This is a genomic window from Micromonospora sp. NPDC049301, from assembly GCF_040678715.1.
Taxonomy (GTDB): Bacteria; Actinomycetota; Actinomycetes; order Mycobacteriales; family Micromonosporaceae; genus Micromonospora.
Map to the genome: position 1 here is coordinate 205,026 of NZ_JBFAQO010000005.1, position 19,862 is coordinate 224,887.

Annotated in this window: 17 protein-coding genes; 8 read left to right on the forward strand and 9 right to left on the reverse strand. The window is 73.5% G+C overall.

Going from position 1 to position 19,862, the window contains the following annotated elements:
• Positions 1 to 72: 72 nt before the first annotated feature.
• Positions 73 to 570 (reverse strand): polyadenylate-specific 3'-exoribonuclease AS, encoded by a 498-nt coding sequence (locus AB0K07_RS16775; RefSeq protein WP_363756622.1) that lies wholly within the window; start codon positions 568 to 570, stop codon positions 73 to 75.
• 295 nt (positions 571 to 865) lie between these two features.
• Between AB0K07_RS16775 and AB0K07_RS16780 the strand changes: the two genes are divergently transcribed.
• Complete coding sequence (locus tag AB0K07_RS16780) at positions 866 to 1,558, forward strand: Crp/Fnr family transcriptional regulator (protein WP_030337710.1); 693 nt, start codon at positions 866 to 868, stop codon at positions 1,556 to 1,558.
• Between the two features lie 93 nt (positions 1,559 to 1,651).
• Here the strand turns inward: AB0K07_RS16780 and AB0K07_RS16785 are convergent, their stop codons facing one another.
• Positions 1,652 to 1,849, reverse strand: coding sequence for a hypothetical protein (locus tag AB0K07_RS16785; protein ID WP_363755947.1), 198 nt, complete (start codon positions 1,847 to 1,849; stop codon positions 1,652 to 1,654).
• Positions 1,850 to 2,010: 161 nt separating this feature from the next.
• On the opposite strand from AB0K07_RS16785, the gene AB0K07_RS16790 reads away from it, so the two are divergent.
• Positions 2,011 to 5,535: an adenylate/guanylate cyclase domain-containing protein gene (locus tag AB0K07_RS16790; RefSeq protein ID WP_363755949.1), complete on the forward strand. Its 3,525-nt coding sequence runs from the start codon at positions 2,011 to 2,013 to the stop codon at positions 5,533 to 5,535.
• Positions 5,536 to 5,569: 34 nt separating this feature from the next.
• Here the strand turns inward: AB0K07_RS16790 and AB0K07_RS16795 are convergent, their stop codons facing one another.
• Entirely contained in the window at positions 5,570 to 6,268 is a 699-nt protein-coding gene (locus AB0K07_RS16795; protein ID WP_363755951.1) for a lysophospholipid acyltransferase family protein, read from the reverse strand.
• Between the two features lie 360 nt (positions 6,269 to 6,628).
• Between AB0K07_RS16795 and AB0K07_RS16800 the strand changes: the two genes are divergently transcribed.
• Both AB0K07_RS16800 and AB0K07_RS16805 read left to right on the forward strand, forming a co-directional pair.
• Positions 6,629 to 7,471, forward strand: a complete 843-nt coding sequence (locus AB0K07_RS16800) for a DUF308 domain-containing protein (RefSeq protein WP_363755953.1) — start codon at positions 6,629 to 6,631, stop codon at positions 7,469 to 7,471.
• Between the two features lie 172 nt (positions 7,472 to 7,643).
• Positions 7,644 to 9,149, forward strand: coding sequence for a trehalose-6-phosphate synthase (locus AB0K07_RS16805; RefSeq protein WP_363755955.1), 1,506 nt, complete (start codon positions 7,644 to 7,646; stop codon positions 9,147 to 9,149).
• A gap of 17 nt (positions 9,150 to 9,166) precedes the next feature.
• Here AB0K07_RS16805 and AB0K07_RS16810 read toward each other — a convergent pair whose 3' ends face one another.
• From AB0K07_RS16810 to AB0K07_RS16835, 6 genes are all read right to left on the reverse strand, one after another.
• Entirely contained in the window at positions 9,167 to 9,961 is a 795-nt protein-coding gene (locus tag AB0K07_RS16810; RefSeq protein WP_363756624.1) for an alpha/beta fold hydrolase, read from the reverse strand.
• Positions 9,962 to 9,975: 14 nt separating this feature from the next.
• Positions 9,976 to 11,382: an NAD(P)-binding domain-containing protein gene (locus AB0K07_RS16815; protein WP_363755957.1), complete on the reverse strand. Its 1,407-nt coding sequence runs from the start codon at positions 11,380 to 11,382 to the stop codon at positions 9,976 to 9,978.
• Positions 11,383 to 11,495: 113 nt separating this feature from the next.
• Positions 11,496 to 12,200, reverse strand: coding sequence for an endonuclease/exonuclease/phosphatase family protein (locus AB0K07_RS16820; RefSeq protein ID WP_363755959.1), 705 nt, complete (start codon positions 12,198 to 12,200; stop codon positions 11,496 to 11,498).
• A gap of 11 nt (positions 12,201 to 12,211) precedes the next feature.
• Entirely contained in the window at positions 12,212 to 13,159 is a 948-nt protein-coding gene (locus tag AB0K07_RS16825) for an ROK family glucokinase (RefSeq protein ID WP_363755961.1), read from the reverse strand.
• Between the two features lie 76 nt (positions 13,160 to 13,235).
• On the reverse strand, positions 13,236 to 13,928 hold the full coding sequence (locus tag AB0K07_RS16830; protein ID WP_363755963.1) for a hypothetical protein: 693 nt from the start codon (positions 13,926 to 13,928) through the stop codon (positions 13,236 to 13,238).
• Positions 13,929 to 13,959: 31 nt separating this feature from the next.
• Complete coding sequence (locus AB0K07_RS16835) at positions 13,960 to 14,415, reverse strand: SRPBCC family protein (RefSeq protein ID WP_363755965.1); 456 nt, start codon at positions 14,413 to 14,415, stop codon at positions 13,960 to 13,962.
• A 210-nt stretch (positions 14,416 to 14,625) separates the two neighbouring features.
• On the opposite strand from AB0K07_RS16835, the gene AB0K07_RS16840 reads away from it, so the two are divergent.
• The 4 genes from AB0K07_RS16840 (at position 14,626) to AB0K07_RS16855 (ending at position 19,821) form a co-directional block, all read left to right on the forward strand.
• Positions 14,626 to 16,440, forward strand: a complete 1,815-nt coding sequence (locus AB0K07_RS16840; RefSeq protein WP_363755967.1) for a long-chain fatty acid--CoA ligase — start codon at positions 14,626 to 14,628, stop codon at positions 16,438 to 16,440.
• Positions 16,441 to 16,454: 14 nt separating this feature from the next.
• A complete protein-coding gene (locus AB0K07_RS16845; protein WP_363755969.1) occupies positions 16,455 to 18,146 on the forward strand; it encodes a GAF domain-containing sensor histidine kinase in 1,692 nt (563 codons plus the stop codon).
• Positions 18,147 to 18,153: 7 nt separating this feature from the next.
• A complete protein-coding gene (locus AB0K07_RS16850; RefSeq protein ID WP_007072219.1) occupies positions 18,154 to 18,822 on the forward strand; it encodes a response regulator transcription factor in 669 nt (222 codons plus the stop codon).
• Between the two features lie 189 nt (positions 18,823 to 19,011).
• Positions 19,012 to 19,821: an SAM-dependent methyltransferase gene (locus AB0K07_RS16855; RefSeq protein WP_363755971.1), complete on the forward strand. Its 810-nt coding sequence runs from the start codon at positions 19,012 to 19,014 to the stop codon at positions 19,819 to 19,821.
• The last annotated feature ends 41 nt before the right edge of the window (positions 19,822 to 19,862 follow it).

Consider the following 19,862-nt stretch of genomic DNA (forward strand, 5'->3'; position numbering starts at 1 on the left):
GACTCGTCGAACCGGTGCCCCGGACAGAACCGGTCAAACCTCCGGCGTCCCGACCGCACCGCCGGCCGCCGCTCAGCGGGCCGTCATCGCCCGCCAGCGGGCCAGGTTGTGCCGCGCGTCGACCAGAGCGTCATGCCGTGCCGCGTCCGCGTCCGGCAGGGTCGGCCGGCCCCGGTCGTCCCAGAGCTGTCGCAACTCCTTGGTGAACCGCGGGATCTCCCGGGGCAGCGCCGGCATCGCACCCCAGAGCTGCGCGAGCACCACGTGGTCGTACGCGGCGTACCAGGCCCACAGCTCCATCTGCTCCCCCGGCCGGCCCCGGATCGGCTCGACGAGGAAGTCGTACAGGTCGTCGCGGATGCGCTCCCGCGAGCGCCAGGCCCGGTCCGCCGGCGAGGGCAGCTTGTCCAGCACGTTGCGCCGGACCCAGGGCACGGCACGGGAGTCGTCGTACTCGGTGGAGACCGCGTAGAACTCGCGGCCGTTCTCGTCGACGACACCGATCGAGACGAGGTCGACGATCCGGCCGTCCTCGATGAACTCGCAGTCGTAGAAGTAGCGGTAGACCATTCCGGCCATCCTCGCCCACCGCCGCCCGGCCGCGGGCGGCGGGGGCCCACAAACGGCCGGGCCCGGGTCGGCCGGCGACCCGCGCCACCGGCCCGGACCGGCACCTCAGCACACGGTACGCCGCAGCTCGCGACGGTCACGGAAGTGCTTCGAGGGGTGTACAGCAAGCGACCGGACCGTCATGATCTGATGTGTACCGCTACCGGACGCCGAACCGGTGTCAGTTCACCTTGTCGGGGCCAACAGGTTCGCCCGGTGAGCGAGTTGTGGTCCTTGACCGGGGAGGGGTTGGGCCGTGGAGGTTCGCCTGCCGGAGCCGGGTGATGCGCTCACGGGTGTCGAGATGTTCGCTGGGCTGGAGCCCGAGGTACGGCAGCGCGTCATCGCCGCCGCCGTCCCGCGCACCTACCGCAAGGGTCAGCTGCTCTTCGTGGAGAACGACCCCGGCGAGTCGCTGATCGTGCTGCGCCGGGGCGCGGTGGCCGTCTTCCGCACGGCACCCACCGGCGAGCGGGCCGTGCTGTCGGTGATCCGTCCACCGGACGTGCTCGGCGAGGTCTCCCTGCTCGACGCCTCCACCCGGTCGGCCTCGGCCGAGGCCATCGAGGACTGCGCGGCGCTCGCGCTCTCCCGCGGGGCGTTCATGGAGCTGGTGCACTCCAACCCCCGCATCCTGGACGCGGTGATGCGATCGCTGGGCGGTCTGATCCGCCGGCTCACCGAGCAGAACGCCGACCACGTCTTCCTCGACCTGCCCGGCCGGGTGGCCAAGACGCTGGTCCGGCTCGCCGGCGAGAGCCAGGCCCCGATGATCACGATCGAGCTCAACCAGAGCCAGCTGGCCGAGATGGCCGGCGGTTCCCGGCAGAGCGTCAACCAGGCGATCGGCTCGTTCGCCAGTCGTGGCTGGCTGCGTACCGAGGGGCGCCGGATCGTGGTGACCGACGTGGCCGCGCTGCGCCGGCGCGCCGGCATGAACGACCGCTGACCCGCCGACGCGGGCAACGCACCAAAGTGGACACGACGCGGCCGGGTCACCCCGTGGGCGACCCGGCCGCGTCGTCGCGTCACCGGCGCTGAGTCAGACCCCGGAGCTGCCCGGCCCGGCCCACTTGTCCGGGCCCTTGCCGTCACCGTCCCGGCCGTGGGACTGCTCGATGACGATGCCCTCGGCCTCGAGGGTGGCGAGGGTGGCGGCGTCGACGTCCACCGAATCACCCGCGGAGTGGCTGACCCCGTTGCCGTCGGTCCAGTCGCTCTCCAGCTTGACGTACACCATTGACCTGTCCCCCTGTGGTCGCTGATCGACATGTGGCCGCCTGAATCTAGTCCGTCAAACCGCTCGTGGACTGTCCACAAGCCAACAGGCCGGTACCTGACAGCGGCGCCGGCGGCGATACTTCGTGTGACGCGACGCCGTGGGGGGCGTCCGGACCGCCAGTGGAGGATGTCATCGCCGCGCAGTGTGGGCGCTGTGGACGCACGGCCGCCGACGGCGACCGCTTCTGCGGTGGCTGCGGCGCCGAGCTGGGCGCGGTCTGCCCGCACTGCCTGCGCCCGCTCGCCTCGGACGTCACGTTCTGCACCTCGTGCGGGTCGCCCCGGCCGGGTGCGGACCGGCCGGCCGCAGTCACCCCACAGGAGGACCGCCGCCGGGTGAGCGTGCTCTTCGTCGACCTGATCGACTTCACCCCGTACGTCGAGCGGGCCGACCCGGAGCAGGTCCGGGGCATGCAGACGGGGTTCTTCTCCGCCGCCCGCCGGGTGGTGGGCCAGTACGGCGGCGTGGTGGAGAAGTACATCGGCGACGCGGTGATGGCGCTCTTCGGCGCCCCGATCGCCACCGAGACCGACGCGTTGCGCTGCGTGCGAGCCGGGCTGGAGCTGCAACGGGTGCTCACCCGGTTCGCCCCGACCGGCAGCACCGAGCTGCGGTTCCGGGTCGGGGTGGCCACCGGCGAAGCGCTCGTCGACGTGGCCGCGGCCCGCGACGGCGGGCAGGCGATCGTGGCCGGCGACGTGGTGAACACCGCGTCCCGGATGCAGTCGGTCGCGCCGCCGGGCGGGGTGCTGGTCTGCGGCACCACACACGCCCTGACCAAGGACGCGATCCGCTACGAGGAGCAGCCGCCGGTCACCCTGCGCGGCCGGTCGTCGCCGACCGAGGTGTGGCTCGCCCTGTCCCCGCTGCGCCGCCAGCCCACCGACCGGGAGCCGGACACCACGCCGCTGGTCGACCGGGAACACGAGCTGGGCATGCTGGTCAACGCGCTGCACCGGTCGCTGCGCGACCGGCTGCCGCAGGTGGTGACCATCTTCGGCCGGGCCGGCATCGGCAAGAGCCGGCTGCTGCGGGAGCTGTACCGGCACACCGGTCGGCTCGTGGACGAGCCGCTGACCTGGCGTACCGGGCGCTGCCCGCCGTTCGGGGAGAACGTAACGTTCGCCGCGCTCGCCGACATCGTCAAGTCCGAGGCGGGCATCCTGGACACCGACCCGGCCGGCAGTGCGGCGCAGCGGTTGGCCGCCGCGGTCGGCGAGCTGATCGGCCCGGGCGAACGCGACCGGGTGGTGGACGCTTTGCGCCCGCTGGTCGGGTTGCCCGGCACGCCGCTGCCCGCCGAGGAGGCCGAGTCGGCGTGGCGGCGTTTCCTGCTGGCGCTGGCCGCCCGCCGCCCCACCGTGCTGGTCTTCGAGGACCTGCACTGGGCCGACGACGCGATGCTGCGTTTCGTGGAGCTGCTCGGCGCGGCGGCCCGGGAGGTGCCGCTGCTGCTGCTCTGCACCGCCCGCCCGGAGCTGGTCGACCGGGATCCGAGCTGGGCCGGCACCATCACCGGCTCGGTGACGATCACCCTGCCGCCGCTGCGCGACACGGGGATCGCCGCGCTGTACGCGCACCTGTTCGGCCAGGCGGCGTTCTCCGCCGACATGTTGAGCCCGCTGATCGAGGTGGCCGGCGGCAACCCGCTCTACGCCCACGAGTACGTCCGGATGCTGATCGAGCAGGGCGCGCTGCGCCAGTCCGGGCGGGGCTGGTCGCTGGACAAGCAGCTCGAACTGACCATGCCGGAGAGCGTGCACGCGGTGATCGCCAACCGGGTGGACCTGCTGGACGCCAAGGACCGGGCGGTGCTGCTGGCCGCCTCGGTGGTTGGGGTGCAGTTCTGGCCCGGCGCGGTGGCCGCCGCGCTGGGGCAGCAGGTCGAGTCGGTCGAACGTTCCCTGCGCCGGCTGGAGCAGCGCGACTTCGTGCACGAGCAGGCGGCGTCGACGATGGCCGGGCAGGCGGAGTTCCGGTTCCGGCACGTGCTGGTACGCGACGTCTGCTACCAGCGGCTGCCGCGCACCGAACGGGTGGCCCGGCACGAGCGGGCCGCGGACTGGCTCGACGCGCTGTCCCACAGCCGCGACACGGATCTGGCCGAGGTGCTCGCCCACCACCGCTGGGCGGCCCACGAGATCGCCCGCTCGCTCGGCATGGAGGTCCGGCGGTACGCCGGGCCGGCGCGCCAGGCGCTGCACCGCGCGGCCCGCCGGGCGTACGCCCTGCATGGGCTGGACGCGGCGGCCAGTCACGCGGGCCGGGCGCTCGGCCTGGCCGACGACAGCGACCCGGTGGGCCGGCTCCAGCTGGAGCTGCTGAGCACCGAGATCTCGTTCTACCGGGACGGCAACGCGTTCCTCTCCGGAGGTGGGCCCGAACAGGTGCACGCCCTCGCCGACCGGCTGCTGGCGCACGGCGACGACGCCTGCGCGGCCCGGGCGTGGACGCTGCTCGGGCAGGCCGCCTGGCTGCGCGCCGACCGCAGCGACGCGCTGGCCTGCCTGGACCGCGCGGTGCAGCTGTTCGAGCCGCTGCCGGACACGGCGCAGAAGGCGGACGCGTTCGCCGAGCTGGGGCGGCTGCACATGCTCAACTACGAGCGGGACCCGGCCGTATCGGCGGCGGACACCGCCGCGGAGATCGCCGAGCGGCTGGGCCTGACCGAGACCCGCACCAACGCCCGGATCACCGCGGCCACCGCCCGCTACCAGTCCGGCGACCGGGCCGGCCTGGACGAGCTGCACGCGATCGTCGAGTTCAGCCGGGCCGGTCAGCTGCTCGCGCTGCCCCGGGCCACGCAGAACCTCGCGTGGGCGATCCGGGAGGAGGGCGACTGGCTGCGCTCCGACGCCCTGCTCTCGGCCGCGCCGGCCCGCACCGCCAGCGGCCAGACGCTGACCACCAGCTACTCGGCGGAGGCGATGCGCGCCTGGTTCGACGGCGACTTCCGCCGGCTGCTCGCCGCCGCGGAGGCGTTCGTGGACACTCCGACGGGCAGCTGGGACATGCAGGTGCGGGGGCTGCGCTGCTGCCTGCTGGTGCTGCGCGACGACGAGGACCCGGACGACGTGGCCGACGCGTTGGACACCGCGCGGCGCAGCGGGTTCCACCGTCTGCACTGGACGATGCTGAGCATGGCCGCGCTGTGTCGGGCGTTGCAGGACCGCGACGCCGAGGCCGCCGCGCTGATCGACGAGCTGGGCAGGTCCTGGTCGGCGGTGCCGGCGCTGGCCAGCGGGGAGTGGATCGCCGCCGCCGCGTACGCCGCAGCGCTGGCCGGTCGGGACGCCGCCGTGCGGGTCCGGGCGATGCTGGACCGGGTCGGCCATCGGACGCCCTGGTCGGAGGCGGCGTTGCGGACCGTGACGGCGGCCCTGGCGGCGGCCGACGGCGACCACCGGCGCTCGGCCGAGCTGCACCTGGCCGCCGCCGAGACCTACGGCCGGATCCCGGACGTCAGCGACCGGGTGCTGGCGCTGGCGTTCGCGGCGGCGGAGCTGACCCGCGCCGGCGACCCGGCGGCCGCCCGGGTGCCGCGCGCCGAGGTACGCACCTTCGCGCTGCGCAACGACGCCCCCGGGCTGCTCGCGCTGGCCGGCCGGCCGATCACCCCGACCGGGCCGGCGGTCGCCTGCTGAGCCGGGCTCAGGTGGCTCAGGTGGCTCAGGCCGCTCAGGCGGCGACGGGCGTGGGCACGGGTTTGGGCTCCTTGAGCTTCTGCGCGTAGATGTCGACGTACTCCCGACCGGAGAGCTCCATCAACTCGTACATGATCTCGTCGGTGACCGCGCGCTCCACGAACCGGTCACCGGCCAGCCCGGCGTAGCGGGCGAAGTCCAGCGGAGCACCGAAGCGGATCTTCACCCGGGCGATCTTCGGGATGAGCTTGCCGGGCGGCTGGATCTCGTCGGCGTTGAGCATCACCACCGGCACCACCGGCGCCCCGCTCTCCAGCGCGAGCCGGGCCACCCCGGTCTTGCCCCGGTAGAGCCGCCCGTCCGGGGAGCGGGTGCCCTCCGGGTAGATGCCGGCCACTCCCCCGGCACGCAGCACCTGCAACTGGGTGTCCAGCGCGGCGCGCGCCGCCCGGCCGCCGGAGCGGTCCACCGGGATGGTGCCGGTGCCGACGAAGAACATCCTGGTCAGCCAGCCCTTGATCCCCTTGCCGGTGAAGTACTCCGCCTTGGCCACGAAGGTGACCTTCCGGGAGGTGATCAGCGGCGTGAAGATCGAGTCGGAGAAGGAGAGGTGGTTGCTGGCGAGGATCACCGGGCCGGTCTCCGGAACGTTGTGCAGGCCCTCCACCTGCGGGCGGAAGATCAGCTTGAGCAGCGGACCGAGGATGACGTACTTCAACAGCCAGTAGAGCACCGGCGTCCCTTCCCAAGATGTGCCCGCGACAGCGCCATGCCCGGTTCGCCGTCGTCGCCGACGAGCCTACGAACCGCGCGCTCTCACCACAACGGACCCGATCGTCGGCAGTTCGGCGGGGCGGTGCTCGGCGTGTCGCGTCGCCCAGCTGCCAACGATCACCGGGATCGCGCTTGTCACGCAAGAACGGACAAAGGGGCACGGCCGCCACCAGCAGCAGGGACGCTGACTTTGGAAGACGCGACACAACGCACTCCCGGAACCATGCCCTGACGTGTCACGATTCAGAGCACGGCGTGCGGACGGGCGTCGAGGGGGCTGGGCGGCCGCGCCGGAAGGCGCGTTGAGGAGGATGTCCGGGTGTCAGCGGGTGGGGCCCGCCGGGGACGGCGGGACAACGGGCTCGACGCGAACGAGTACGCCGTCGTCGGCGACGTCGATCCGCGCGTCGGCGAGCACCTGCTCGACGTGCTGGCCGCCGGCGGGATCGCCGCCTACCTGCAACCCTCCGCCGACCTCAACCCGGTCACCCGCACCACCACCGTCCCGGCCCGCCCGGTCGACCGGCTCTACGTCGACCGCTCGCACCTGACCACCGCGCGGGACTACCTCACCCAGCTCGCCGACGAGACCGCCCCCGAGCCGCCACCGGCCCGCGACGAGCCGGACATCGACGCCGAGTGGGCCCGGATCGTCGCCGGCTTCCACACCACCTCCACGGCCGACGAGCACCCGTGGCCGGCCGCGGAGGACGTGGACGACCGGGACGGCCCGGCCGCCGGTCCGCTGGCCCGCTCCGGCACCGACGAGGCCGGGCCGACCGCCACCGACGTCCGCCGGCTACCGTCCGCCACCGACATCTCCGGGATCTCGATCGGTCGCGGCACCCGGCCGGACGAGCCCTCGCTGCTGGACGGGCTGGACACCTTCGGCGCCGACCTGCCCGACGACGAGGACGAGGAGGGCTACACCCCGCCTCCGCCGCCGCCGCTGCCCCGGCTCTCCAAGTACGCGGTGGTCGGGGCGCTCGCCGTGATCGTCGGGTTCGTGCTCTTCCTCTTCCCGGCGCTGCTCCCGGTGGACCGCTCGGCGGTCACCCTGTTCGGGTTCACCGGCATCCTGGCCGGTTTCGTGACGCTTATCTGGCGGCTGCGCCCCGGCGACGAGGACGATCGCGACCCGGACGACGGCGCCGTCGTCTGACCCTGTCGCGCCGCCTGTCGACCGCATCCCGGGACGGCACCGCCCCCGCGCGGGACGTAACAGTGGTGTAACTTACTGTCAGTAGGAATACCGCTGTATGTCACTTACCCCGCTGACTGACCGGTTTTCCCTTGCTCGTGGCGGTCAGTCTCTGCTGATCGGAATGCCCGAGATGCGACAGAGCTCCCTCGTGGTGGTGGCCAACCGCCTCCCCATCGACGACAGTGCGGCGCCCGACGGGGCCTGCGAATGGCGGCGCAGCCCGGGTGGGCTGGTCAGCGCGCTGCACCCCCTGCTCCGGCACACCCCGGCGACGTGGGTCGGCTGGGCCGGCGGCACCGGGCCCGCTCCCGCACTGCCGGACGTGGACGGCGTCCGGATGCACAGCGTCCCACTCAACCGCGAGGACCTGCGGGACCACTACGAGGGGTTCGCCAACGCCACCCTCTGGCCGCTCTACCACGACGCCGTCGAGCAGCCGCAGCACCACCGCCGGTGGTGGGAGGCGTACCAGCGGGTCAACCAGCGCTTCGCCGAGGCGACCGCCAAGGTGGCCGAGCCCGGCGCGGTGGTCTGGGTGCAGGATTACCACCTGCACCTGGTCCCCGGTCTGCTGCGCGCGCTCCGTCCGGACCTGCGCATCGGGTTCTTCCTGCACGTGCCGTTCCCGCCGCCGGAGCTGTTCATGCAGTTGCCCCGTCGGGCGGAACTGCTCCGCGGCATGCTCGGCGCCGACCTGGTCGGCTTCCAGCGAGCCCAGGCGGCGCACAACTTCGCCCAGCTGGTGACCAAGGTGCTGGGGCTGCCGGCCACCGACCGGCGGATCGGGATCGACGACCGGGTGGTGCGCATCGGCGCGTTCCCGGTCTCCATCGACACCGCCGAGATGGCCGCGCTCGCCGCCCGCCCCGAGGTGGCCGCCCGGGCCCGCCGGCTGCGCCAGGACCTGGGAGATCCCCGGCAGGTGATCCTCAGCGTCGATCGGATGGATTACACCAAGGGCATCGAGCAGCGGCTCAAGGCGTACAGCGAGCTGCTCGCCAGCGGCGACGTCAAGGTCCGCGACACGGTGCTGGTGCAGGTCGCCATGCCGAGCCGGGAGCGCGTCGGCCAGTACCAGATCCTCCGCGAGCGGATCGAGCGCGAGGTCGGTCGGATCAACGGCGAGTTCGGCCGGGTCGGCGAGCCGGCCATCCACTACCTCACCCAGCCCTTCGACCGGGCCGAGCTGGCCGCGCTCTACCGGGTCGCCGACGTGATGGCGGTGACCCCGCTGCGGGACGGGATGAACCTGGTCGCCAAGGAGTACGTCGCCGCCCGGGTGGACGACGCGGGGGCGCTGCTGCTCAGCGAGTTCGCCGGCACCGCCGCCGAGCTGTCCCAGGCGTACCTGGTCAACCCGCACGACCTGGAGGGGCTCAAGCAGGGGCTGTGCGCCGCGCTGCGGGCCACTCCCGCCGACGTCGCGGAACGGATGCGGGCGATGCGCGCCTACCTGCACCAGCACGACATCCGCGCCTGGGCCCGCTCCTACCTGAGCGCGCTGGACGAAAGGGGCGACCTGGTCAGCCGCCTGACCAGCACCGACGGCACCCCGGACGGCACCGCCCGGGTGCCGTCCCCGTTGACCCGGGCCGCACCGGCCGGCAGCCCCGCCACGCGCCACGCCGGCGGCTGACCGACGGCCACCGGCGCTCAGTGCGTCGCCGGCTCCTTCTCCAACCAGTCCAGCATCGCGTCGATCGGCTCCGCCCAACGCGCGTCCAGCATCAGGTCGTGGCCCATCCCGGGGAAGAGCAGCGGGGCCGACCCGTACCGGCGGGCCACCCGGTTCAACGTCGACGTCGGCACCACCCGGTCGTCGGGGCTGCCCAGCACCAGCACCGGCGGCGCACCCACGGCCGGCTCGGCCTCCGGCTCACCCAGCAGCGCCCACTGCGCCCGCCGGCCGGCCCGACCCAGCCGGGCGACGTGCCGCCGGGCCTCCGCCTCGGGCAGTTCGCGGCTGAACAACTGGCCACGGCTGAGCCGCAGCGGCCCGCCGAACACCGCCGGCAACGTGCCGGACGGATTGCGGCGCAGCGCCGCGCCGAGCACTCCCCAACCGCCGAAGACCGGCGCCACCAGCACGGCACTGCGCGCCGGGTACCGGGCCAACGCGTGCGCCACCACCAGCGCCCCGGCGCCGTGCCCCACCAGCACCGCCTGGCGCGGCAGGCCCGCGGCCACCTGGACCACATCGTGGGCGTACGCGCGCAGCGTCGCCTCCGGCGCCGGCTCGCTGCCGCCGTGCCCACGCAGGCTCAGCGCGTACGCCGGGAAGCCCCGCGCCGCCGCGTGCCCCAACCAGTGCTCGGCGAACGCCCACGCGCCGTGCCCGAACCCGGGGACGAAGAGCAGCGGGGGACGTCCCTCCTCCAGCTCCGGAGTGGCGCTGAGCACCTCACGCCGGGCCGGCCGGACCGGGCGGGACCACTCCCGGCCCCGCATGATCCGCAGCTCAGTCACTTTCCCTCCAGGTCGGTCAGGGCGCGCTGGACGGCGCGCAGGTAGTCGGCGTGACCGACCTCGAACCAGTGGCGGCTGCTCTCCTTGACCTGCGCCGAGTAGCGCTCCCCGGCCCGGTCGCGTACCCGCTGCGCGAACGCCGCCGCACGCTCCGGCCGGTCCCGGCGCGCCTGCAACAGCCGGGCGAAGAGCACCGTCTGCCAGTGCGACAGGGTGAACATGCCGGAGTCCGGCTGCACCAGGCCGGCCACCGCCAGCGTCGGATGCCCCGGGGTGAAGGCGTTGAGCCACAGCGTGGGCCGGCCGACGCCGGCGCTGTCGCCGAACACCGACGCGTCGAGGAACTCGAAGCGCGGCAGGTAACCGGTGGCGAAGATGACCAGCTCGGGATCGATCTCGCGGCCGTCGGACAGCTCCACCGCGTACGGGTGGAAGCGGGCGACGTCGGGCACCGGGCCGATCGCCCCGTGGCCCACGTAGTAGACGAGCTGACTGTTCGCGATCGGGTGCGTCTCGTACACCCGGTGGTCGGGCTTGGGCAGGCCGAAGCGGGTCAGGTCGCCGACGGTCAGCCGCAGCGTCCAGTGGTAGAGCCACTGGCGCACCCGCAGCGGCACGCGCAGCGCCAGCAGAGCGTCGTTGACCTGGTCGGCCGGGCGGCCGAGCACGTACTTCGGCGCGTACCAGTAGCCGCGCCGGGTGGAGTGCCAGCACCGTGACGCCTGCTGGGCGGCCTCGACGGCGATGTCGCAGCCGGTGTTGCCGGCGCCGACGACCAGGACCCGCTTGCCCCGCAGCTGCGCCGGGTCCTTGTAGGACGAGGCGTGCATGATCTCGCCGCGGAACTCCTCCAGGCCCTCGTAGCGGGGCAGCTTCGGCGACCAGTTGTGGCCGTTGGCGACCACCACGGCGGCGTACTGGGAGGTGCGCTCCGGCCCGTACCCGCCGGTGGAGCGGGTGGTCACGTCCCAGCGCTCCCCCGCGGCCGGCTCGACCCGGATCACCTCGGTGCCGAACCAGATGTGCGAGCGCAGGTCGAAGTGGTCGGCGTAGCGCTCGAAGTACGAGAGCAGCTGGCTGTGGTGCGGGTAGTCCGGCCAGGAATCCGGCATCGGGAAGTCGGGGAACTGGGTGAACGGCTTCGACGAGAGCAGGTGGGTGCTGGCGTACACGGGGCTGCGGTCGTGCCGCCAGTTCCAGGCGCCGCCGACGCCGGTCTCCCGCTCGTAGCAGTCCACGCCGAATCCGTGCTCGCGCAGGTTCTTGATGGCCGTCAGGCCGCTGGCCCCGGCCCCGATGACGCAGACCGTGTCGCCCCGGTCGGAGACCGGGCGGCCGTCGCGGCTCAGCGCGGACGGGGTCGCCTCCGGGTCGGGCCGGCCGTGGTCGGTGGAGGTGGACACCGGGACATCTCCTTTTGTGCGGCACGCGTGCCGGTCGCCGCGAAATCCTCTCCACATCGGAGCCGGATGTCCAGCCCCGGCGCGGACAGATCGACGGCCGGCCGGTCGGGGGTTCAGCCGGTGGTGGGCAGCAGCAGGTCGACCAGGACCGGGAAGTGGTCGCTGGCCCGGCGGGTCTGCGGGGTGTCCACCACGTCGTAGTCGACCACGGTGATCCGCGGGTCGACGAAGAGGGCGTCGATCCGCCGGCGCGGATCGACGCAGGAGTAGGTGAGCCGGTCCGCCCGGTCGGCCGCCACCGCCGCGTCGGTCAGCCCACGGGCCACGGTGGCCCAGGCCGGCCCGTCCGGGCCCTCGTTGAGGTCCGCGCCGGCCACCACCGGGCTGCTCGCGGCGTCCAGGCCGCGCTTGAACTCGGCGGCCTGCGCGGGGCGCTCGGCCGGATCGGTGGACAGGTGCGAGCCGGCGAGGGTGAACCGGGCGGTGCCGACCCGGCAGTCGGCGTACGCGGCGCCGCGCAGGTGCCGGCCGGGGGTGAGCGGGAAGCGCTGGCAGCGGGTGCTCCGCACCTGGACCCGCAGGCTGGTCACCAGCAGGTTGCCCAGCGCGGGCAGCCCACCGGCGGCGACCACCAGGCCGAACGACTCGGCCAGCGTGGCCGACTTCTGCCGCCACCGGAACCGGCGCGGCCCCTCCTGCACGATCACCACGTCCGGCGCCGCGGCCCGGACCACCGCCGCCAGTGCGGCGGCGTCGTCGCGCTGGCTGTGGATGTTGTACGACACCACGCGCAGTGGCACACCGTCAGCCTCGCCCATTCCGGCTCGCCTCAGATCCGTCGGGCCAGGTCGGCGGCGCCGATCACCCCGGCGCTGTTGCCCAGCTCGGCGGGCAGCACCTCGGCCACCGGCAGGCGCCCGCGCTGGGCGAGCGCGTCGAGGTACGAGCGGCGCGTCGGGCCGAGCAGCAGGTCACCCGCGTCGATCACGCCGCCCCCGACCACCAGGGTCTGCGGGTCGAGGATCTGCGCCATGTCGGCAAGGCTGGTGCCCAGCCACCGGCCGATCTGCGCGAACGCCTCCGTGGAGACCGGATCGCCGCCCTGCGCGGCGGAGGTCACCATGTGGCCGGTGATCGCTTCGGTCTCCCCACCGGCCAGCTCCAGCAGCATGGTGGCGCGGTGCGGCTCCTGCCGCGCGCCGGCCCGGGCGAAGCGGACCAGGGCACTGCCGCTGGCGTACTGCTCGATGCAGCCCAGCCGCCCGCAGCCGCACTGGTGCCCGTCCGGCACCGCCAGCATGTGGCCCAGCTCCGCGGCCACGCCGTGCGCGCCACGCAGCAGCTCGCCGCCGAGCACGATGCCACCGCCGACGCCCGTGCCGATGGTGAACATGACCATGGAGTCGTCGGCGTCCCGGGCGGCGCCGTAGCGGAACTCCGCCCAGGCGGCCACGTTGGCGTCGTTCTCCACGATGACCGGCAGGCCGACCGCCGTGCTGACGTACTCGCGCAGCGGCTCGTCCCGCCAGGCCAGGTTGGGGGCGAACAGCACGGTCGAGCGGCTGGCGTCGATCCAGCCGGCCGCGCCGATGCCGACGCCCTCGATCGTCCGTCCGGCAGCCAGCTCGCCGACCAGCTCGATGATGACGTCGCGGGTCTTGCCGACGTCATCGGCGGGAGTGTCCCGTCGGGTCTGCACGAGGACCGTGCCGGTGTCGTCCACGACACCACCGGCCACCTTCGTGCCACCGACGTCGACTCCGATGGTCAGCGTCACCGCTGCCGCTCCCCTCTGCTGTGCTGTCCGGCCCGCGCGCCGGCGGCACGCCGGTCCGGGTCGGGATGTCCCGCGCTCAGGCGACGTCGCCCGCTGCGGCCGCGCCGGTGTCCTCGGGCACCCGCGACGCGGGCACCACGGGTCGGTCGGTCGGCGCCGGTGCGGCCCCCGCCCCGGCCTCGTCGACGGGTGGTGCGGTGGCCGGGGCGGGTGGGTCCGCCGTCCGGGTGGCGACCGACCAGACGTCCTGCTCCGGCGCCGGCTGAGAATCATGCCCGGTACGGGTGGCATCGCGCCACACCTGGTCGTCACCGGCTCCGGTGGACGGGTCGGCCGAGGCGGCCTCCGGGACGTCGGCGTCGGCGGCGGTGGCGGTCGCGGCCCGGGGCGGGGTGGGCGGCGCCGACGGGCCGGTGTCGGACGGCTCCGCCGGGGCGAACGCGCGCAGCAGGCTGGCCACGCCGGCCGCGAGGTCACCGGCGCCGGTGGCCAGCCGTTCGGCGAATTCCGGACTCGGGTCGCGCAACGCGGCAATGCCACGACAGACCGGGCAGACGCAGCATTCGGCCGAACCGGTGGCGAAACCGCCACCGGTGCCGGAGTGCCCGCCGGGGGCGGCACTGTGACCGAGGACACCGGCCAGCATCCCGCCCAGCGGGCCCCACGCGCCGCCCGCCGAGCCGGCGGAGGCCAGCCGCGCCCCCGCGAGCAGGGTGGCGACCAGCCGTTCCGCCTCTTCCCGGGCCGAACCCGGATCCGTTCCGCCCATGGTCGGCTCCTCTACCGTGCCGCCGTACGCGTCACTGCGCCGCACCGGATGCTTCTACCCGATGCTTGAGCTGCTTCAACGCGGTATCCATGATCATTTTTTCGGCCTTGCGCCGGAACATGCCGAGCATTCCCACGGACAGTTCGACCTCCAGGGTGTAGGTCACCGTGGTGCCGCCGTCCGGGTTGCCCACCAGGTCGTACGAACCGCGCTGGCTCTTCTGCATCTTCGAGGGCGCGACCAGGTGCCACTCGATCCGGGACAGGTCCTCGGCGTACTCGTAGGCGAGCACGTACTCGTCGGCCATCACCCCGGCGTCGATGGTGAAGCGCACCTGGCTGGCGTAGCCGTCCTCGTACTCCTCGATGACCTCGGCCCGGCGCACCGCCTCGGTCCACTCGGGGTAGCTCGCGAAGTCGCAGATGACCGCCGCCACCCGATCCGGTGACGCGCCGATGGTGATCGACTGGGTGGAGGAGTCCGCCATGGGGGGAGGCTACCCGGCGCGCACCGCCCCCGCGCCGCGCCGCCCCCACCGCGTACGGCGGCGGGGGTCAGCACCCACCGTAGGCCAACCACCACGAAACCCGACCGACCATCCTGCCTGTCCCACCCGACCCGGCCGCCGGGTAGGTTTCGACAGAGCCGACGCCACGGCGGCGGCCGGTCCGGTCAGTGTGAGCACGAGGGAGTGCAGGTGCGCGAGTTCTCCGTTCCGCCGATCGTCACCGTTGGCGACGCGGCCAACCTCACCGATCCGGTCTGGGACAACGCCGAGGTCGCGCCGGATGCCGTGCAGTTCGCCCGCCGCACCCCGGCCGCCGACGGTAACGGCACCGCCTGGGCGGAGGTGACCTGCCGACAGTTCCGCGACGAGGTGGTGGCCGTAGCCCGTGGGCTCGTCGCCGCCGGCGTGCAGCCGGGCGCCCGGGTCGCGCTGATGAGCCGCACCCGCTACGAGTGGACGCTGCTGGACTACGCGATCTGGACGGCCGGCGCGGTCACCGTGCCGATCTACGAGACCTCCAGCACCGAGCAGGCCGCCTGGATCCTCGCCGACTCCGGCGCGGTCGCCGTGGTGGTCGAGACCGACGCGCACGCCAGCCTGGTCGCCGGCGTCCGGGACCGGCTGCCCGAGCTGGAGCACGTCTGGCAGATCGACCTCGGCGGGGTCGACGAGCTGGTGACGACCGGCGCCACGGTCGAGCCGGCCGAGGTGGAACGGCGCCGCAAGGCGGTCCGCGCCGACGACCTGGCCACGATCATCTACACCAGCGGCACCACCGGCCGCCCCAAGGGCTGTGTGCTCACCCACCGCAACATGTACGCCGACATCGCCAACGCCGTACCGGTGCTGCCGAACCTGTTCAACGCCGGCGCGGCCACCCTGCTCTTCCTGCCGCTGGCGCACGCCTTCGCCCGCCTGATCCAGATCGGCGTGGTGCACGCCCGGGCCACCATGGCCCACTGCGCCGACACCAAGAACCTGGTCGCCGAGCTACAGGACTTCCGGCCGACCTTCGTGCTCTCCGTCCCCCGGGTGTTCGAGAAGGTCTACAACGCGGCCAAGCAGAAGGCCGAGGCCGACGGCAAGGGCGCCATCTTCGCCCGCGCCGAGCAGGTCGCCATCGCGTACAGCGAGGCGCTCGAGACCTCACGCGGGCCCGGCGTGGCGCTGCGCGCCCAGCACGCGGTCTTCGACCGGCTGGTATACCGCAAGCTGCGTGCCGCCCTCGGCGGCCGGTGCCGCGACGCCATCTCCGGCGGGGCGCCGCTCGGCGCCCGACTCGGTCACTTCTTCCGGGGCATCGGCGTGACGGTCCTGGAGGGCTACGGGCTGACCGAGACCTCCCCCGCCGCAGCGGCGAACCTGCCCACCGGCACCCGGATCGGCACCGTCGGCCGCCCGCTGCCCGGCGTGACCGTGCGGATCGACGACGACGGCGAGATCCTGATCTCCGGGGACCTGATCTTCCAGGGCTACTGGCACAACGAGACGGCGACGGCCGAGGCGCTCAGCGCCGACGGCTGGTTCCGCACCGGCGACCTCGGCCAGCTCGACAGCGACGGCTACCTCAGCATCACCGGCCGGAAGAAGGAGCTGATCGTGACCGCCGGCGGCAAGAACGTCGCCCCGGCGGTGCTGGAGGACCATGTCCGGTCCCACCCGTTGATCAGCCAGTGCGTCGTGGTCGGCGACCGGCAGCCGTTCATCGCGGCGCTGGTCACCGTCGACGAGGAGGCGTTGCCCGCCTGGCTGGAGTCGGCCGGGCTGGCCGCCGGCACCCGCGTCGAGGAGCTGCGCGAGCACGAGGGCCTGCGGGCGGAGATCCAGTCCGCGATCGACACCGCGAACCGGGTCGTCTCCAAGGCCGAGGCGATCAAGGTGTTCCGGGTCCTGCCCCGCGACTTCACCGAGGCCACCGGCGAGCTGACCCCGTCGCTCAAGGTCAAGCGCCAGGTTGTCCACAAGACGTACGCGGCGGAGATCGCCGATATCTACCGGGGCTGACTACCATCCGTCACGTGCCCGCATCGACATCCGCAGCACCACACCCGCATCCCCTCGCCGCGGCAGCCCGCCTGGTGATGCTGGCGCTGGTCGCCGTCCTCACCCTGTTCGCCACCCGCGACGTCACCCAGCTGTGGTGGATCGCGCTGCTGGCGGTCGCCGGGCTGCCCTCGCTGCTGGCCCCTCAGCACCGGCTGATCGGCCCGCTGAGCCGGGTGGCCGAGGTGGTGGTGCTGGGGCTGGCCGCGAGCCAGGTGGCCGCGGTCGCGTCGATCGGCGGCACGGTCGACGGGCTCGGCGCCTCGGCGGTATTGCCGTACCTGGCGGTGCCGGTGACCGTCACCGCGCTGCGCCGCCGCTTCCGCGAGGGCGCCGCGCTGCTCGCGGTCACCGCCGCCACCCTGCTGGTCAGCGGCGCGCTCACCGAGGTCGGTGGGGAGCGCCAGCTCGCCCAGCTCGGCTACCTCGCGGTCTGCGCGCAGTGGCTGATCCTGGCCGCGCTGGGGCTCTACGCCGCCGGCACCCTGCACCGGGTGATGGCGGTCCGCGGTGAGGGCAAGCCCCAGCCGTACGCCGAGGCGACCCGCCTGCTGACCCAGCTGCGCACGGTGGCCCGGCAGCTGCCCGGGGCGACCCTGGACCCGGGCGGCATCTCCGAGCACCTGCTGGAGGAGCTGCGGACGGTCGCCCGGGCCGACCGGGGCGCGGTGCTGTCGGCCAGCGGCGGGGGCCGGCTCGTGGTGCTCGCCCAGGCCGGGGTGGACCGGGTGGACTGGGAGACGACGCTGGACGCGGACTCTGCGATCGCCGACGCCTGGGCCAGCCAGCAGCCGCAGACCGCCGCGCGGTCGCAGTCCCGCTCACACCGGGGCGGCGACGTCTCGGCGCTGATCGTTCCGCTGGTCGCCGGGGTGCGCACGGTGGGGCTGGTGGTGCTGGAGGCGGACGCCGCACACGCGTACCCGCCACCGGTGGTGTCCCGGGTGACCGCGCTGACCCGGCCGGCCGCGCTGCGGCTGGAGGCGGCGCTGCTCTTCGACGAGGTCCGTTCGCTGGCCACCAACGAGGAGCGGCAGCGGCTGGCGCGGGAGATCCACGACGGGGTCGCGCAGGAGCTGGTGATGGTCGGCTACGGCATCGACAACGCCCTGGCCACCGTCTTCGACGACGCCGACGAGACCGCCGAGGCGCTGCGTACGCTGCGCGGCGAGGTGACCCGGGTGATCACCGAGCTGCGGCTGAGCCTGTTCGAGCTGCGCAGCGAGGTGGACCGGCAGGGCGGTCTGGCCGCCGCGATCGCCGAGTACGCGCGCACCGTGGGCGCCTCCGGCGGGCTGCGGGTGCACCTGTCGCTGGACGAGTCCACCGCGCGGCTGCCGGCCGCCACCGAGGCCGAGTTGCTGCGCATCGCGCAGGAGGCGGTGACCAACGCGCGCAAGCACGCCGGAGCCTCCAATCTCTGGGTCACGTGCGAGGTGGACCCCCCGTACGCGCAAATTGAAGTGTCGGATGACGGTCAGGGGATGGCTGACCAGCGCCCCGACGGGCGGTACGGTCTTGCGATCATGGCCGAGAGGGCGGAACGTATCCGGGGCCGGTTGGAGATCAGGCCGCGGCAACCGAGCGGCACGACCGTGGCGGTGGTTCTTGGCACCTCGTCCCGGCGCGATAACGTGCGCGGTAGCGCAGCACCAGAAGGGGAGTAACCCGAGGATGACCACAAGTCCGACACCGGCCACCCGCACCAAGGTCCTCCTTGTCGACGACCACGACCTGATTCGCAAGGGCCTGCGGCACGCCTTCGAGCGCGACCGCCAGTTCGAGGTCGTCGGTGAGGCCGCCACCGCGGCGGAGGGGGTCCGCCAGGCCGGCGCTCTGCAGCCGGACGTGGTGATCATGGATCTGCGTCTGCCCGACGGCAGCGGCCTGGAGGCCACCCGCGCTCTGCGCAAGTCCAGCGCGTCGATGGGCATCGTGGTGCTGACCATGTACGCCGGCGACGACCAGCTCTTCGGGGCCCTGGAGGCCGGCGCGAGCGCCTTCGTGCCGAAGACCGCCCCGGCCGACGAGGTGGTGGCCGCCGCGCGGCACGCCGCCTCCTCCCCCAGCGCGTTCACCGCGGCCGACCTGGCCGAGGCGATGAAGCGCCGGCTCGCCCCGTCCGGTCCGCAGCTCTCCCCCCGCGAGGGTCAGGTGCTGCGGCTGCTCGCCGACGGGATGAGCGTGGCCGGCATCGCCAAGCAGTTGTTCGTCAGCGAGTCCACGGCCAAGACGCACATCTCCAAGCTGTACGAGAAGCTCGGAGCGGCCAACCGGGCGCAGGCGCTGATGACCGCGCTCCGGCTCGGCCTGCTCGAGGCGCCGGACGCCCCGAAGTTCTGACCTGCACCCGCTCGTCGAGCGGGACGCCGCGACCGAAGGTCCGCGCCAGCTCACGCCGGCGTGGGCCTTCGCCGTATCGACCGACGTCGGCGGGCAACCTGGCGGCACGCTATGGTCTGGCGGGCACGTCGGGGGCACAATACCCGCGCGGGCGATGATGCCCGCGTCGCGGACTCGAGGGGTGAGCGCATGCAGCGGCCGGACTGGGCACCCGACACCATCGACATCGAGCGCCCGAGCGTCGCGCGGATGTACGACTACTACCTCGGCGGCTCGCACAACTTCGCGGCCGACCGGGCCGCGGCGCAGGCGATGGTGGCGGCGGTGCCGGAGGCGCCGCTGATGGCCCAGGCCAACCGGGCGTTCCTGCGCCGGGCGGTGCACCACCTCGCCGAGGCCGGGATCCGGCAGTTCCTCGACATCGGCTCGGGCATTCCCACCGTCGGCAACGTGCACGAGATCGCCCAGCGGCTCGACCCGCAGTCCCGGGTGGTCTATGTGGACGTCGACCCGGTGGCGGTGGCGCACAGCCGCGAGATCCTGGCCGGCAACGAGCGTGCCGTGGTGGTGCGGGAGGACCTGCGGCACCCGGACAGGATCCTGACCCACCCGGATGTCCGCAAACTGCTCGACCTGGACCAGCCGGTGGCCGTGATGGTCGTGGCCGTGCTGCACTTCGTCTCCGACGAGGACCGTCCGGCGGAGCTGCTGCGGACCCTGCGCGACGCGCTCGCCCCGGGCAGCTACCTGGTGCTGTCGCAGGCCAGCGACGACGGGCGCAGCCAGGACGAGCGGGCCGAGGCCGAGCGGGTCTACCGGCGTACCGACAACCCGCTCTGGGTCCGCAGCCGCGCGGAGCTGACCGCGCTCTTCGACGGGTTCGAGCTTCTCGACCCGGGTGTGGTGTGGGTGCCGCAGTGGCGGCCGGACACCCCCGACAGCGCGGAGGACGCGGAGCGGGCGGTCTTCATGGGCGGCGTCGGGCGCCTCGGTGGCTGAGTCGCCCGTGGCGACCTCCTGCCCGGGCACGTTCGCCAAGG